Consider the following 15,580-nt stretch of genomic DNA (forward strand, 5'->3'; position numbering starts at 1 on the left):
CTGTTGTTCCGCCCCGAAAAAAACCGGCAACGCCCTGCGCCGCCGGTTTTTTATTGCCTGGAACTGGCCGTTCGTTAACGCGGATAGTCGTTTAACAGCGACTTCAGCCGCCCGGCCATCAGTTCGCCACGCCAGCCGGAAATCAGCTCAGGCTCACCGGCTTGCGTTTTCAACTGCCAGTGCCAGTTCAGCAGCTGGTTGATCTGCCGACGCGAGGCCAGCAGTTCCGCGCTCACGCCCTTATCGGCGCTCACTTCCTGCACCAGCGCTTTAATATCTTTAAAGGCTTTGCGGTAACCCGGCATGTCAATGAGGTTCTGCAGCGGCGCCGGCAGGGCCGACTCCGGCAGCGCCTGGGCTTTCTCGACCAGATTAATCAACGTTTTGCCGTGAAAGCGAATTTCACTGCCGGACAACCCGAGGCTGTCGAGCTCGCCGAGGCTGGTGGGCATATAGCGCGCCACGCTCCACAGATGCTCTTCCCGCACCACAAAGTTCACCGCCAGGTCGCGCTCACGCGCTTTGCGCAGACGCCACTCTGCCAGCAGCTGCAGGCAGCCCAGCTGGCGGGTACGCAGCTGCCAGGCGTTGCCGATGTCGCGCCAGGCCTCGGCCGGGTCAACCACCTCCTGACGACGCTGCTGCATCAGACGACATTCGTCCAGCGCCGCCGATAGCCAGCCTGCGCGGTCGGTCTCCGCCATTAATTGGCTGGCGATCGGCAACAGGTACCAGACGTCAGCTGCGGCGTATTCACACTGACGCTCGGTCAGCGGGCGCGCCAGCCAGTCGGTGCGGGATTCACTTTTATCCAGCGCCACTCCGGAATATTCTTCCACCATAGAGGCAAAGCCCCAGGACATCGGGCGGCCGCAGAACGCCGCCAGGATCTGGGTGTCGATCAGCGGCTGCGGCATCAGGTTGAACGCATTGAGGAAGACTTCTAAATCCTCGCTACCGGCATGCAGATATTTAGTCACATCCTGGTTGAGCAGCAGCTCGCGCATCGGCGCCCAGTCGCTAATCGTCAAGGGATCGATCAGAGAGACCTGGGTGCCGTCGAACAGCTGCAGCAGGCCCAGCTGCGGATAGTAGGTACGGGTACGGACAAATTCCGTATCCAGAGCGACGGCGGAGGCCGCGCTTGCCGCTTCGCAGACAGCGCGCAGGCCATCGTCGGTGGTGATCATCTGATAGTTCAAAGCATACTCTCTTAACTTGCGCCCATAAAAAACGCCGGCGTAGCCGGCGTCAGGCGACTCATTCGTTACTTAGCCTTTATTGTCCACTTTAGCGCGCGCTTCGTCACGCAGTTCTCGCCGCAAAATTTTCCCGACATTGGATTTCGGCAGTTCGTCACGGAATTCCACCAGCTTCGGCACTTTGTAGCCGGTGAGATGGCGGCGGCAGAACGTAATCAGCGCCTCTTCGGTTAGCGCGGCCTCTTTCTTGACCACGAAAATCTTCACCGCTTCACCGCTGCTGCCGGACGGCACGCCGATGGCCGCCACTTCGAGGACGCCGCTGTGCTGCATGACCACATCTTCGATTTCATTCGGATAGACGTTAAAACCCGACACCAGGATCATATCTTTTTTCCGGTCAACGATGCGCAGGAATCCCTCTTCATCCATCACCGCGATGTCCCCGGTGTGCAACCAGCCGTCTTTGATAATCTCATCCGTCGCGTCAGGACGCTGCCAGTAGCCCAGCATCACCTGCGGCCCCTTGATACAGAGCTCGCCCGGCTGACCCGGCGCCACTTCGTTATCGTCGTCGTCCACCAGTTTGGCTTCAGTGGAAGGCACCGGCAGGCCAATGCTGCCGCTGTGGTAGTCGATATCGTGCGGGTTGACGCTGACCAGCGGCGAACATTCGGTCAGGCCGTAGCCCTCCAGCAGATATTGTCCGGTCAGTTTTACCCAGCGCTCGGCCACCGCCTGCTGCACCGGCATCCCACCGCCGGCGGACAGGTGCAGCGAGGAGAAATCAAGCTGCTGAAACTCTTTGTTGTTCAGCAAGGCGTTGAACAGGGTATTGACCCCGGTCATGGCGGTAAAGGGATATTTCGCCAGCTCCTTCACCAGCCCGGGAATGTCGCGTGGGTTGGTGATCAGCAAATTTTGCCCGCCCAGTTCGATAAACAGCAGGCAGTTCATGGTCAGGGCGAAAATGTGATACAGCGGCAGCGCGGTCACCACGAACTCTTTGCCGCGATGCAGCAGCGGGCCGTAGGTGGCATTGACCTGCTCGAGGTTCGCCAGCATGTTGCGGTGGGTCAGCATCGCCCCTTTGGCCACGCCGGTGGTGCCCCCGGTGTACTGCAGAAACGCCAGATCTTCCGCAACGATCTCCGGCTTCACGTACTGCATGCGGTAGCCATGCTGCAGCGCGCTGCGAAACGAGATGGCATCCGGCAGGTGGTACTTCGGCACCAGTCGCTTGATGTACTTGACCACGAAGTTCACCAGCGTGCCTTTGGCGGTGGAGAGCTGATCGCCCATGCGCGTCAGGATCACGTGCTTAACCTGAGTTTTCGCCACCACTTTTTCCAGGGTATGGGCAAAGTTGGAGACGATGACGATCGCCGCCGCGCCGCTGTCGTTGAGCTGATGCTCCAGTTCACGCGGGGTATACAAGGGGTTGACGTTGACCACGATCATCCCGGCGCGCAGGATGCCAAACAGAGCCACCGGATACTGCAGCAGGTTAGGCATCATCAGGGCCACGCGATCGCCCTTCTGTAATCCTAACCCCTCCTGAAGGTAAGCGGCAAAGGCGCGACTACGCTCTTCCAGCTTACGGTAGGTCATCACTTCACCCATATTGATAAACGCCGGTTGGTCAGCGTAGCGGGTGGTGGCATGCTCAAACAGTTCAACCAGGGATTGATAGCGGTCAGGGTTTATCTCCGCAGGAACATCTGCGGGATAACGGTTTAGCCAAACCTTTTTCACTGCATCACCTCTGAAATAGTTATTCGTCGTCATCACAGCCCCTGGTAAATACATTTTGTTAACATTATATTAACTCAGCGTACCAGTTTATTAATTAGGCAATGAGCAGGTTGCGAAGCGCGTCACTATTTTTTTTCTTATTCGAATGAAAACAAAGAAACAGCGGACCGGCCGCTGTTTCTTTGAACTAACATAAACAACAGAATCATTCGGTTACGACGTTTCTCACCTCAGCAGGGCCGGGGTTGTACCAGCCCCAGCCGCCATAGCCGTAACCCCAGGGGCGCGGACCCAGCATCCACGGATCGATGGGCTGCGGGGGCATCACCACCTGCTGCACCACGTTCCAGCGTTTGTAACCGATGGCGTTCATCAGCATAAATTTATACGGCGTGCTGCCCACTTTGCCGTCGACCACGCCGGCAATCGGCCCGACCACGGTGACCAGCTGGCCGCGGTAGTCGACCGGATCGAGGAAGCCGTTAACGTCGGCATAGATCCGCCCACGAGACGGTTCGCCCAGCACAGGCCGTGCGCCGCTGTCCAGCGGTACGGTGGCGATTTCTAAGCGGGTTTTACCCTGCTGGTTCTGCACATTGACCACTTTGCCGCCAAAGCGTGCTTCCTGGCCAACGTACAGCTGCGGGGCGTTCATCACCCGCACTAAATCCTGCTGCGGCGTAGGGCTGGTGCCTTTGATGGCATCCGGCACTGACACGCAGCCGCTTAGCGCAACGGCAACCGCCGCGGCTAACAGCCAGCGAACGCCCTGTTTTTGACCCGCCATGATGCGACTCCTTTTCTCAGTCTTCTTGTTACTGAGATTCACTCGCGGCCTGGAAGTTTCTTCCACGCCACCTCGTTTCGCAAATAAACCGGCTCCGCTTTCTCCACGGCCACGGTTTTCCCCGCCGCCAGCAGGTAACAGGCTAACGGCAGCATATCCTCCGCCGCCGGCAGTTCAATTTCGCCGCTGCTTAAGGTCAGTCCGCTCGCTTTCGCCAGATCCGGCCACGCCTGCCATCCGGTGCCGACGGTGGCCCATTCGCCGGAAAGCTGTGCCAGCCGTTCGGCTACCGCTTCCGGTTTGAGCACCGCTTCCGTCTCTTCGCCATGCCAGACGCCCTGCTCGTCACGCTGGTACTCGGCCCAGTAGACTTCGCCCATTCGCGCGTCAATGGCCGCCAGCACGCGGGTGGCGCCGGTTTTGCGCCAGGCGCCCTGCGCCATGGTGGCCAGCGTCGAAACGCCGATCATTGGCAGCTCAGCGCCCAGCGCCAGCCCCTGAGCGATACCGATGCCGATGCGCACGCCGGTAAAGCTACCCGGACCGCGGCCAAAGGCCAGCGCGTCCAGCTCGGTCAGTGTGGCGCCGCTCTCGGTGAGGACCTCCTGCACCAGCGGCAGGATACGTTGGGTATGTTCGCGGGGACAAATTTCGAAATGAGCACTAAGGGTGCCATCATTCCACAGCGCCGCGGAGCAGGCCTCTGTGGCGGTATCGATAGCCAAAATTCGCATGGGTGGTCACGCTCTCGTTACATAGTTCAGGCCTTCAGGCAGCCTGTTTTCCGGCAAACGGCCAACCCGCCGCCATGCCGCCCGAAGTCTATTGGGAACCGCTAATTAACAAAATGGCGCGCAGCTTAACACATTTTAGTGCGGATTACCTTGCCGGCGGCACGGCGAGGAAGCGCACCGCCCGGCGGATATCGCGGGTCCGCGGCGCGGGCGGCAGGCTGGCCAGGAACACCGCGCCGTAGGGGCGCATCACCAGCCGGTTGTCGCAGATCACCAGCACCCCGCGATCGTCGATATCGCGGATCAGACGCCCCACCCCCTGTTTGAGGGTGATGACGGCTTCCGGGAGCTGTACTTCATCGAACGGATCGCCGCCGCGCAGCCGACAATCTTCCATGCGCGCTTTCAGCAGCGGGTCGTCCGGCGAAGTAAACGGCAGCTTATCGATAATCACCAGCGACAGCGCATCACCGCGCACGTCGACCCCTTCCCAGAAGCTGCTGGTGGCCACCAGCAGGGCGTTGCCGGCGCTGACGAATTGCTGCAGCAGTTGGCCTTTGCTGGTTTCCCCCTGCAGCAACACCGGTAGCGTCATGGTGGCGCGGAACTGCTCCGCCAGATCGCGCATCATGGCGTGCGAGGTACACAGCATAAAGCAGCGACCGTCGTTGGCCTCGATCAGCGGCTTGAGCATCGCCGCCAGGTGGCGCGCCGCGCCAGGCTGGTTCGGCAGCGGCAGATTGCGCGGCACGCAGAGCAGCGCCTGATGTTGATAATCAAAGGGGCTCGGCAGCAACAGGGACTGCGCCTCGTCGATCCCCAGCCGGGCAGTGAAGTGATGCAGATCGTCGTTCACTGACAGCGTCGCCGAGGTAAAGATCCAGCTCCCCGACTTCTGCGCCATCACCTCTTTAAACTTCTCGGCCACGGTCAACGGCGTCAGGGCGAGAGTAAAGTGGCGCGAGGTGCACTCATACCAGTAGCTGTAGCCCGGCTGGTTAATCTCTTTCAGCCGCTTTAAGCGCCCGCGATAGAGGGTGGCGCGCTCAAAGGCGGCATCGAGCAGCGCCGAGCGGCCCAGCGAAAGTTTGGCGACGTCATAGCATAGCTCGAGCGCGTCATCGAGCAGCAGCAGCGCGCGCTGAATGTGGCTATCCGCCAGCAGTTCGCGCAGGTTGCCGCGATAGCCGGGATCCCCCAGCTGCAGGCGAAAATCCTGAGCGCTTTGCGCCAGCCGGTCGGCGCATTTTTGCAACTGCTGGGTGTCTTTCAGTTCGGTGCGGTAGGCAATGGTGATGTCTTTCGCCAGATCCAGCAGCTGGCGGCTGGAGAGCGACTGACCAAAGTACTGACTGGCGATATCCGGCAACTGATGGGCTTCATCGAAGATCATCACTTCCGCCTCGGGGATCAGCTCGGCAAAGCCGCTCTCTTTGACCACCATATCGGCCAGGAACAGGTGATGGTTGACCACCACCACGTCGGCGTCCATCGCTTTTTTACGCGCCTTCACCACGAAGCAATCTTTATACAGTGGGCAGTCGCTACCGAGACAGTTATCGTTGGTGCTGGTGACCAGCGGCCAGGCCTGGGAGTCTTCCGCGACGCTGGCGCAAGTGCTGATATCGCCATCCTGGGTTTGATTCGACCAGGAGCGCAGGAGGATCACATCGCTGAGGGTTTGTACCGGCAGATCGCCGCCCGCCAGCGCCTGCTGCTCAAGACGTTCAAGGCACAGGTAGTTGGAGCGCCCTTTAAGCAGCGCCAGTTTACCGGTGAATTTGAGCGCCTTGGCGACGGTGGGCAGATCGCGGCTATAGAGCTGATCCTGCAGCGCTTTCGAGCCGGTGGAGATAATCACCTTTTTTTTCGCCCGCAGCGCAGGCGCCAGGTAAGCGTAGGTTTTACCGGTTCCGGTCCCCGCTTCCACCACCAGCGGTCGGGAGGCCTCAATCGCTTCGCTCACCGCTTTCGCCATCTGGCGCTGCGGCTCGCGCGGCTTAAATCCCGGTATGGCTTTGGCTAACTGGCCGTCTGCTGCAAAATCGTCGATCACATTGCCCCCTGGTTATTTGGACAGTGATTATGTCAGGGAGGACGGCGTTTCGCCAGTCCAGGTAGTGACGCGAGCGGAACATTATGGCAGTCTTGCCGCAGCCGAATGGAATGCTCAAAGAGGAAAAAGAAATGACAATTACGCGTATTGATGCCGAAGCCCGTTGGTCAGACGTGGTGATCCACAACCAGACCCTGTACTACACCGGCGTGCCGGCAAATCTTGATGCCGACGCCTTCGAGCAGACCGCCAATACCCTGGCGCAGATTGACGCGGTGCTGGAAAAACAGGGCAGCGACAAGTCGCGTATTCTTGACGCCACCATCTTCCTCGCCGATAAAAGCGACTTTGCGGCGATGAATAAAGCCTGGGACGCGTGGGTGGTGGCCGGTCACGCCCCGGTGCGCTGCACGGTGGAAGCGACGCTGATGAACCCGCAGTATAAAGTTGAGATCAAAATTATCGCCGCGGTGTAATTAGTCGTCCTCATCTTCGTCTTGATCTTCATCCTCATCTTCAAAGCGCGCGACGATCTGCTCGCCGGTATGCGTTGCGCGCAGCTCTTCCGCCACCAGGGCAATCGCCTGGCCGCTGCTCATCCCCTGGGCCATTAGCTCATGGATACGTTCGACCGCTTTTTGCTGTTGCTCGTGGCTCAGCGAAGGTAAACCTGCAAACATCTTTTACTCCTGCTACATTGTGGGGCGTAATTATTTCACGCCGTCCCCGCCTACGCCAGAGGGACGGCAACGTTCAGGATCGAGAAAGATGTTGTCCCCCGCGATTATTACCCTGCCCTGGCGCCCGGATGCGGCCGAACACTATTTTGCGCCGTTAAGCGCCCTGCCCTGGGCGATGCTGCTGCATTCCGGCTTTGCCGACCATCCGCATAACCGCTTTGATATTCTGGTGGCTGCCCCGCGCGCCACGCTGCTGACGCGCGGTGAACAGACGTGGGTCGATGACGGCGAAACCGCTTTTGTCTCCGCGGAAGATCCGCTGCAACTGCTTCAACAGCAGTTGGATCGTCAGCCGTTCACGCCGCAGCCCCATGACGATCTGCCGTTTCTTGGCGGCGCGCTGGGACTATTCGGGTACGATCTGGGCCGTCGCTTTGAGCGTCTCCCTTCGCACGCCCAGGCCGATATCGCGCTGCCGGATATGGCGGTGGGGATCTATGACTGGGCGCTGATTGTCGACCATCAGCGCCAGCAAATTTCGCTGCTCAGCTATGACGATCCGCAGCAGCGCCTGCAGTGGCTGCAGTGGCTGCAGGCGCAATCCCGTCCGGCGATGAAACCTTTCGCCCTGACCTCTGCCTGGCAGTCAAATATGAGCCGCCAGCAGTACGGCGAGAAATTTCGCCAGGTGCAGGCCTATCTGCACAGCGGCGACTGCTATCAGGTCAACCTCGCCCAGCGTTTTCAGGCCCGCTACGTCGGTGATGAATGGCAGGCCTTCCGCCAGCTGAACGTTGCCAACCGCGCCCCCTTTAGCGCCTTTATTCGCCTCGAGGAAGGGGCGATTTTAAGCCTGTCGCCGGAGCGATTTATTCAGTTGCGCCAGGGAGAGATCCAGACGCGCCCGATAAAAGGTACTCTGCCGCGGCTCGATTCGCCGCAGGAAGATGCGCGGCAGGCTGAGAAGCTGGCGAACTCCCCGAAAGACCGCGCCGAGAATTTAATGATTGTCGACCTGATGCGCAACGACATCGGCCGCGTCGCCGTGCCGGGCAGCGTGCGGGTCCCCGAGCTGTTCGTGGTGGAGCCGTTCCCGGCGGTCCATCATCTGGTCAGCACCATCACCGCCCGCTTACCGGCGACGCTGCATGCCAGCGATCTGCTGCGCGCCGCCTTCCCCGGGGGATCTATCACTGGCGCCCCGAAGGTCCGGGCGATGGAGATTATCGATGAACTGGAACCTCAGCGACGTAACGCCTGGTGCGGGAGCATTGGCTACCTGAGCTATTGCGGCAATATGGATACCAGCATCACCATTCGCACCCTGACGGCCTGGCAGGGGCAACTGTATTGCTCCGCTGGAGGCGGTATCGTCGCGGACAGCGAGGAAGATGCGGAATATCAGGAAACTTTTGATAAAGTTAATCGTATCCTGCACCAACTGGAGAACTAGACCATGGCGGACCACGCCCTCAATCTGGATGATTTTCTGTCCCGCTTCCAGCTGCTGCGCCCCCAGCCTTCGCGCCATGCGCTCAATCAGCGGCAGGCGGCGGTGCTGGTGCCGATCGTGCGCCGGCCGCAGCCCGGCCTGCTGCTGACCCAGCGTTCGCCGTTGCTGCGCAAGCACGCCGGTCAGGTCGCCTTTCCCGGCGGCGCGGTAGATAATACCGATGCGACGCTTATCGCCGCCGCCCTGCGCGAAGCCCAGGAAGAGGTCGCGATCCCGCCGGAAGCCGTCGAGGTGATCGGTGTTCTGCCGCCGGTGGACAGCGTCACCGGTTTTCAGGTGACGCCGGTGGTGGGCATTATTCCCCCCAATCTGCACTATCACGCCAGTCAGGACGAAGTCTCAGCGGTATTTGAAATGCCGCTCGCCGAAGCCCTGCGCCTGGGGCGCTACCATCCGCTCGACATCCACCGTCGGGGTAACGACCACCGCGTCTGGCTCTCCTGGTACCAGCATTATTTTGTCTGGGGAATGACCGCCGGGATCATTCGCGAACTGGCGCTGCAAATTGGCGCTCGACCTTAGCTATACTGTTTATGAGAGAGCGCTCTCACTATTAGTAAAATCGCGGTTATCCATTAGTTTAATTCATGTGAATAGTTCAACTGGCAGCGCGCTTCCCTCTTACACTATGCGCAGTTATTACATCGTTACCGCACCCGCGGTAACCCTGTCAGGAGTATTATCGTGATTAGTCTATTCGACATGTTCAAGGTGGGGATTGGTCCCTCATCTTCCCACACTGTTGGCCCGATGAAGGCCGGTAAACAGTTCGTCGATGACCTGGTCGAAAAAGGATTGCTTAATGCGGTGACCCGAGTGGCGGTTGACGTCTACGGCTCGCTGTCATTAACCGGCAAAGGCCACCATACGGACATCGCCATTATCATGGGACTGGCGGGCAATCAGCCCGATACGGTCGATATTGACGCGATCCCGGCATTTATCCGTGACGTCGAGGCGCGCGGCCGACTGCTGCTGGCCAACGGCCAGCACGAGGTCGACTTCCCGGCGGATGACGGCATGCGTTTTCGCAGCGACAACCTGCCGCTGCACGAAAACGGCATGACCATTCATGCCTGGGCCGGCGAGAAAGAGATCTACTGCAAGACCTATTACTCGATTGGCGGCGGCTTTATCGTCGATGAAGAGCACTTCGGCAAAGAAAACGCCAACGAATTGCAGGTGCCCTACCCGTTTAAATCGGCGCAGGAAATGCTGGCGTATTGTAAAGAGACCGGCCTGTCGCTCTCCGGGATGGTGATGCAAAACGAGCTGGCGCTGCACAGCAAAAAAGAGATCGAGGACTATTTCGCCAACGTCTGGCAGACCATGCGCGCCTGTATCGACCGCGGGATGAACACCGAAGGCGTGCTGCCTGGTCCGCTGCGCGTGCCGCGTCGCGCCTCGGCGCTGCGTCGTCTGCTGGTGGCCAGCGATAAGCTCTCCAGCGATCCAATGAATGTCGTTGACTGGGTCAATATGTTCGCACTGGCGGTCAATGAAGAGAACGCCGCCGGCGGTCGCGTGGTGACCGCGCCGACCAACGGCGCCTGCGGCATCGTTCCGGCGGTACTCGCCTATTACGACCACTTTATCGAATCCGTCAGCCCGGAAATTTATATCCGCTACTTTATGGCCTGCGGGGCGATCGGCGCGCTGTACAAGATGAATGCCTCCATTTCCGGGGCGGAAGTCGGCTGTCAGGGTGAAGTGGGCGTTGCCTGCTCGATGGCGGCGGCGGGCCTGGCTGAACTGCTCGGCGCCAGCCCGGAACAGGTTTGCGTGGCGGCGGAGATCGGCATGGAACACAACCTCGGCCTGACCTGCGACCCGGTCGCCGGCCAGGTGCAGGTGCCATGCATTGAACGTAACGCCATCGCCTCCGTCAAGGCAATCAACGCCGCGCGAATGGCGATGCGCCGTACCAGCGAACCGCGCGTCTCGCTCGACAAAGTGATCGAGACCATGTACGAAACCGGTAAAGACATGAACGCCAAGTACCGCGAAACCTCCCGCGGCGGCCTGGCGATTAAAGTTCAGTGTGACTAAACTGTTCGTCCCCCCCTGCGCCCGCAAAGCGCGCAGGGGGATAACCCTGGTGACTGAAATCTCCCTGATGCGCCTTCAACGGCGCATTTTCTTTTTTCTATACCTGGCGATATTCTGCCACTACAATTGCTCTATTAAATAAGCCACGCTTAACCACTCGTCCTGTCGACAGGGTGTCGCACATGCAGACTGCACAAAAAGTCATTACGGCCTATCGTCGCAAACGCATTATTGTCTGCCTGCTGGTAGCCCTGCTAACCTGGGTACCACCTTAGCTATCCGATTTATTTCACAGCGTAGCGTAAATGAAGAGTACATTCGCACTGCCGCCAGCCAGCGGGTCACGGCGCTGGATAACATCCTGCGTCCGCTGAGCGCAGAGCGGGCGACGCTACTCTCCCTGGTCGACAAACCCTGCATGGATATTCATCTCACACTGCGCAAAATGGCGGCCTCGCTGCAGACGGTCCGCTCCGTCGCGCTGGTGGCGTCAGGGATGATCTACTGTTCCAGTATCTTTGGGCAACGGCAGGCGGATCTGCACCAGCTGCAGCCCGCGCTTCCGGCTCACCACCCCTTACTGCTCTTTTCTACCGACAACTCACTGCTCAAAGGCACACCGGTGCTGATCCAGTGGTATCCAGCCTCGGAAAGCGGCTTCGACGGCGTGATGTTAATTGTCAATATCGAGCTGCTGGGAACCTTAATTCTCAAGGAAAAATCGCCCCTGATCAGCGACGTCAGCCTGCAGGTCGGCGACCATTATTTTATCAGCGGCCTCGGCCTGATTGACAAAGCGCACGCCCCGCAGGCGTCGGTGATTTATCGCCAGCGCTCCACAGAATTTCCCTTTACCATCAACATTAACGGTCCGGGTGCCGCGACTATCGCGCTGGAGGAGCTGCCCGGTGAGCTGCCGCTGGCCCTCATCTTCAGCCTGTTGATGACCGGCATCGCCTGGCTGGCCACCGCCGGCAGAATGAGTTTCTCGCGAGAGATAAGTCTCGGCATCACGGCCCGGGAATTTACCCTCTGGTGCCAGCCGCTGCAGGATGCGCGCAGCGGACGCTGCTGCGGGGTGGAGATCCTGCTGCGCTGGAACAACCCCCGCCGCGGCGAGATTTCGCCCGAGGTATTTATTCCCATCGCCGAAGGGGACAATCTGATTATTCCCCTCACCCGCTATGTGATCGCCGAAACCGCCCGCCGCCTGGATGCCTTCCCCAGCGAGCCGCATTTTCATATCGCGATTAATGTCGCTGCCCGTCACTTTGCCCACGGTTTGCTGCTGCATGACCTGCACAATTACTGGTTTAGCGTCAATCCGGTACAACAGCTGGTGGTTGAACTCACCGAACGCGATGTCCTGCAGGATGGCGACCAGCACATGGCCGAACATTTGCATTTAAAAGGGGTCCAGCTGGCGATAGATGATTTTGGCACCGGTAACAGCTCGCTCTCGTGGCTGGAAAAACTGCGGCCGGACGTGCTGAAGATCGACCGCTCGTTTACCAGTTCCGTCGGGATAGACAGCGTCAATGCCACGGTGACGGATATTATTATAGCCCTCGCCGACCGTCTGAATATCGTTACCGTGGCCGAAGGGGTGGAGACGCTGGAGCAGGAAAGCTATCTCCGGGGCCACGGCGTCGATGTGCTGCAGGGATTTTATTATGCCCGGCCGATGCCGATAGAGGCGTTTCCGGCGTGGCTGGCAGACAGAGAGGGGCAGAAAAGCGAGGGGGGAGAATAGCTCGCCGGCCACAGGGGCCGACGAGCAGGGCAATTACTCTTCTTCGTCGCTCAGCGGACGGGTGACCACCGCGCGGACCAGGTCGACCCGGTAATCATTCGCTTCCACCACGGTAAACTGCAGCGGCGGTAGCGACACGGTGTCGCCAATGCGCGGGATATGGCCATTGACGGCGATCACCAACCCGGCCACCGTGGCAATATCCTCATCTTCATTGACCAGCGCATCCAGTCCAAGCGCCTGCTGCAGCGCATGCAGGTCGGTCGAGCCTTTGATCAGCCAGCCATCGCCGTCAATGACGATCTCCGGCGTCTCATCGGCATCCGGGAATTCACCGGCGATGGCTTCCAGGACGTCCAGCGGCGTCACCAGCCCCTGTACCATGCCAAACTCGTTGGTCACGATGACAAAGCTGCCGCGCGCGCGGCGCAGAACGCCGAGCAGATTGATCGGGTCCAGCGTTTCCGGGACGACAATCGCCGGGGAGGCAGAGGCCAGCGCCGCAACGTTTTCGCCCGCCTCAAGGGCCACCAGCAACTCTTTCGCCCGCACGATACCGATGATTTCATCCAGCTCTCCGCGGCAGACCGGGAACAGACTGTGCGGCGACGAGAGCAGCTGACGACGAATTTCGTCATCACTCTGTTCGGCGTCGACCCAGCTGATTTCACCGCGCGGGGTCATAATACCGCGCAGGGAGCGCTGGGCCAGCGTCAGCACGCCGTTAATCATGTAACGTTCTTCTTCGGCAAACGCCCCTTCCGGCACCGGTATGGCTGCCGGGCTGTCGGCGTCATGGCTGACGGAGGTCTGTTTCCGGCCGCCCATAAGGCGCAGGATCGCATCCGCGGTACGGGCACGCAGAGGCAGCGTCGACTGATGTCGGGCAAAGTTGCGTCGCGCCACCTGGTTGAAGAACTCGATGATGATCGAGAAACCGATCGCCGCGTACAGATACCCTTTCGGAATATGGAAGCCAAACCCTTCCGCCACCAGGCTCAGGCCGATCATCAACAGGAAGCTCAGACAGAGCACCACCACCGTCGGGTGCTGGTTGACAAAGCGCGTCAATGGCTTCGACGCCAGCAGCATCATGATCATGGCGATCACCACCGCCGCCATCATCACCGGCAGATGGTTAACCATCCCGACCGCCGTGATCACCGCATCCAGAGAGAAGACGGCGTCCAGCACCACGATCTGCAGTACCACCACCCAGAAACTGGCATACCCTTTACCGTGACCGCTATCGTGCTGGCGGTTTTCCAGCCGCTCATGCAGTTCAGTCGTCGCCTTAAACAGCAAGAAGATCCCGCCGAGCAGCATGATAAGGTCGCGCCCGGAAAAGGAGAAATCAGCGATAGTAATCAGCGGCTTCGTCAGGGTCACCATCCAGGAGATCACCGACAGCAGCCCCAGGCGCATCACCAGCGCCAGCGAAAGGCCGATCAGTCGCGCTTTATCGCGCTGCTTCGGCGGCAGTTTGTCCGCCAGGATGGCAATAAACACCAGGTTGTCGATACCGAGCACAATCTCCAGAACGATAAGCGTCAACAGGCCAGCCCAGATTGAGGGATCCATTAACAATTCCATGTACGACTCCGGTTAGCGGCAAGCTGAGTCATCGCCATGTCATGCATGGGCGCGACAATAGGTGCTGAGAGAAAAGCGTGATGCGTGGAGGTGGCAACCAGGTGCCAGAAAGTGAAAAGACGTCGATGACGGTCCATACTGCGGGCTATGCCCTATACTCCTGAGTAATTAAACGGAAGTTAAACATAGCAAAATATAGATCGAAATTGGAAAAAATTTACCTGAATTTGCAATAACTAAGGCTATTTTTTGCGCTGCAAAATTATTACCAGGCGATGCCTGATTAACGGATCTTCATCACATTAATTATTTTTTCACTGTCTAAAATAATTCGCGGTAGTAACTATTTTCTATCTTACACCCTAACTGAATCGATTTTGTCCTCAAGAGTGATTCAGGATGTATCAAAGCAGATGATGCATTCACGATAATAAAGGAGGTAGCAAGTGACGATTGCTATTGTAATAGGCACACATGGTTGGGCTGCAGAACAGCTGCTGAAAACAGCAGAGATGCTGTTGGGCGAGCAGGAAAACGTTGGCTGGATCGATTTCGTTCCGGGTGAAAACGCCGAAACGCTGATCGAGAAATACAATGCCCAGTTGGCAAAACTGGATACCAGTAAAGGCGTGCTATTTCTCGTCGATACATGGGGAGGCAGCCCGTTCAACGCTGCGAGCCGCATTGTCGTCGATAAAGAGCATTACGAAGTTATCGCTGGCGTCAACATCCCGATGCTGGTGGAAACCTTCATGGCCCGCGATGATGACCCTTCGTTTGATGAACTGGTCGCCTTAGCGGTGGAGACCGGTAGCGAAGGCGTGAAAGCGCTGAAGGCCAAACCGGTGGAAAAAGCGGCTCCCGCGCCAGCCCCTGCCGCGGCGCCAAAAGCCGCCGCGCCGGCCAAACCGATGGGCCCGAACGACTACATGGTGATTGGCCTCGCGCGCATTGACGACCGCCTGATCCATGGTCAGGTCGCCACCCGCTGGACCAAAGAGACCAACGTCACCCGCATCATCGTCGTCAGCGACGAAGTGGCCGCGGATACGGTGCGCAAAACCCTGCTGACCCAGGTTGCACCACCGGGCGTCACCGCCCACGTGGTGGACGTCGCCAAAATGATCCGCGTTTACAACAACCCGATGTACGCCGGGCAGCGCGTCATGCTGCTGTTTACTAACCCGACCGACGTTGAGCGTATCGTCGAGGGCGGCGTGAAAATCACCAGCGTCAACATCGGTGGTATGGCGTTCCGCCAGGGCAAAACCCAGGTTAACAACGCGATTTCGGTCGATGCCAAAGATATTGAGGCGTTTAACAAGCTGAACGCACGCGGTATCGAGCTGGAGGCACGTAAAGTGTCCACCGACCCGAAACTGAAAATGATGGATCTGATCGCCAAGGTTGATAAATAACCCGGCCGATCGCGCCCCAGTTTTCACTTTAAGACTTAAT

Annotated in this window: 12 protein-coding genes and 1 pseudogene; 6 read left to right on the forward strand and 7 right to left on the reverse strand. The window is 58.9% G+C overall.

Annotation, left to right across the window (positions count from 1 at the left end; all coding sequences use genetic code 11):
- Positions 1 to 74 precede the first annotated feature (74 nt).
- The 5 genes from rnd to HMPREF3096_RS20450 form a co-directional block, all read right to left on the reverse strand.
- The gene (gene rnd, locus HMPREF3096_RS20430) at positions 75 to 1,190 is read right to left on the reverse strand and encodes a ribonuclease D (protein ID WP_162823071.1); all 1,116 of its coding nucleotides are present in this window, start codon (positions 1,188 to 1,190) and stop codon (positions 75 to 77) included.
- A gap of 81 nt (positions 1,191 to 1,271) precedes the next feature.
- Positions 1,272 to 2,957 carry a long-chain-fatty-acid--CoA ligase FadD gene (gene fadD / locus HMPREF3096_RS20435; RefSeq protein ID WP_032701002.1) on the reverse strand — a complete coding sequence of 562 codons (1,686 nt, stop codon included), beginning with the start codon at positions 2,955 to 2,957 and terminating at the stop codon, positions 1,272 to 1,274.
- A 205-nt stretch (positions 2,958 to 3,162) separates the two neighbouring features.
- A complete protein-coding gene (locus HMPREF3096_RS20440; protein ID WP_008804297.1) occupies positions 3,163 to 3,744 on the reverse strand; it encodes a Slp family lipoprotein in 582 nt (193 codons plus the stop codon).
- A gap of 38 nt (positions 3,745 to 3,782) precedes the next feature.
- A complete protein-coding gene (gene tsaB / locus HMPREF3096_RS20445; RefSeq protein ID WP_008804296.1) occupies positions 3,783 to 4,478 on the reverse strand; it encodes a tRNA (adenosine(37)-N6)-threonylcarbamoyltransferase complex dimerization subunit type 1 TsaB in 696 nt (231 codons plus the stop codon).
- A 145-nt stretch (positions 4,479 to 4,623) separates the two neighbouring features.
- Entirely contained in the window at positions 4,624 to 6,534 is a 1,911-nt protein-coding gene (locus tag HMPREF3096_RS20450; protein ID WP_008804295.1) for an ATP-dependent DNA helicase, read from the reverse strand.
- Between the two features lie 131 nt (positions 6,535 to 6,665).
- On the opposite strand from HMPREF3096_RS20450, the gene HMPREF3096_RS20455 reads away from it, so the two are divergent.
- Positions 6,666 to 7,010 (forward strand): RidA family protein, encoded by a 345-nt coding sequence (locus HMPREF3096_RS20455; protein ID WP_002910910.1) that lies wholly within the window; start codon positions 6,666 to 6,668, stop codon positions 7,008 to 7,010.
- Here the strand turns inward: HMPREF3096_RS20455 and HMPREF3096_RS20460 are convergent, their stop codons facing one another.
- On the reverse strand, positions 7,011 to 7,214 hold the full coding sequence (locus HMPREF3096_RS20460) for a YoaH family protein (RefSeq protein WP_008804294.1): 204 nt from the start codon (positions 7,212 to 7,214) through the stop codon (positions 7,011 to 7,013). It abuts the gene before it with no gap.
- Positions 7,215 to 7,302: 88 nt separating this feature from the next.
- Between HMPREF3096_RS20460 and pabB the strand changes: the two genes are divergently transcribed.
- From pabB to HMPREF3096_RS20480, 4 genes and pseudogenes are all read left to right on the forward strand, one after another.
- On the forward strand, positions 7,303 to 8,667 hold the full coding sequence (gene pabB / locus HMPREF3096_RS20465) for an aminodeoxychorismate synthase component 1 (protein ID WP_064144081.1): 1,365 nt from the start codon (positions 7,303 to 7,305) through the stop codon (positions 8,665 to 8,667).
- 3 nt (positions 8,668 to 8,670) lie between these two features.
- Positions 8,671 to 9,249: a CoA pyrophosphatase gene (locus HMPREF3096_RS20470; RefSeq protein ID WP_008804292.1), complete on the forward strand. Its 579-nt coding sequence runs from the start codon at positions 8,671 to 8,673 to the stop codon at positions 9,247 to 9,249.
- 162 nt (positions 9,250 to 9,411) lie between these two features.
- Complete coding sequence (gene sdaA / locus HMPREF3096_RS20475) at positions 9,412 to 10,776, forward strand: L-serine ammonia-lyase (protein ID WP_004151445.1); 1,365 nt, start codon at positions 9,412 to 9,414, stop codon at positions 10,774 to 10,776.
- Between the two features lie 182 nt (positions 10,777 to 10,958).
- Positions 10,959 to 12,529, forward strand: a pseudogene (locus HMPREF3096_RS20480) (EAL domain-containing protein).
- A 33-nt stretch (positions 12,530 to 12,562) separates the two neighbouring features.
- Here HMPREF3096_RS20480 and yoaE read toward each other — a convergent pair.
- On the reverse strand, positions 12,563 to 14,122 hold the full coding sequence (yoaE, locus tag HMPREF3096_RS20485) for a CNNM family cation transport protein YoaE (protein WP_070544569.1): 1,560 nt from the start codon (positions 14,120 to 14,122) through the stop codon (positions 12,563 to 12,565).
- 446 nt (positions 14,123 to 14,568) lie between these two features.
- Here yoaE and manX point away from each other — a divergent pair, with 446 nt between their 5' ends.
- Entirely contained in the window at positions 14,569 to 15,540 is a 972-nt protein-coding gene (gene manX, locus HMPREF3096_RS20490) for a PTS mannose transporter subunit IIAB (RefSeq protein ID WP_008804289.1), read from the forward strand.
- The last annotated feature ends 40 nt before the right edge of the window (positions 15,541 to 15,580 follow it).

Source organism: Klebsiella sp. HMSC25G12, assembly GCF_001807705.1.
In the GTDB taxonomy this organism is placed as follows: Bacteria; Pseudomonadota; Gammaproteobacteria; order Enterobacterales; family Enterobacteriaceae; genus Klebsiella; species Klebsiella variicola.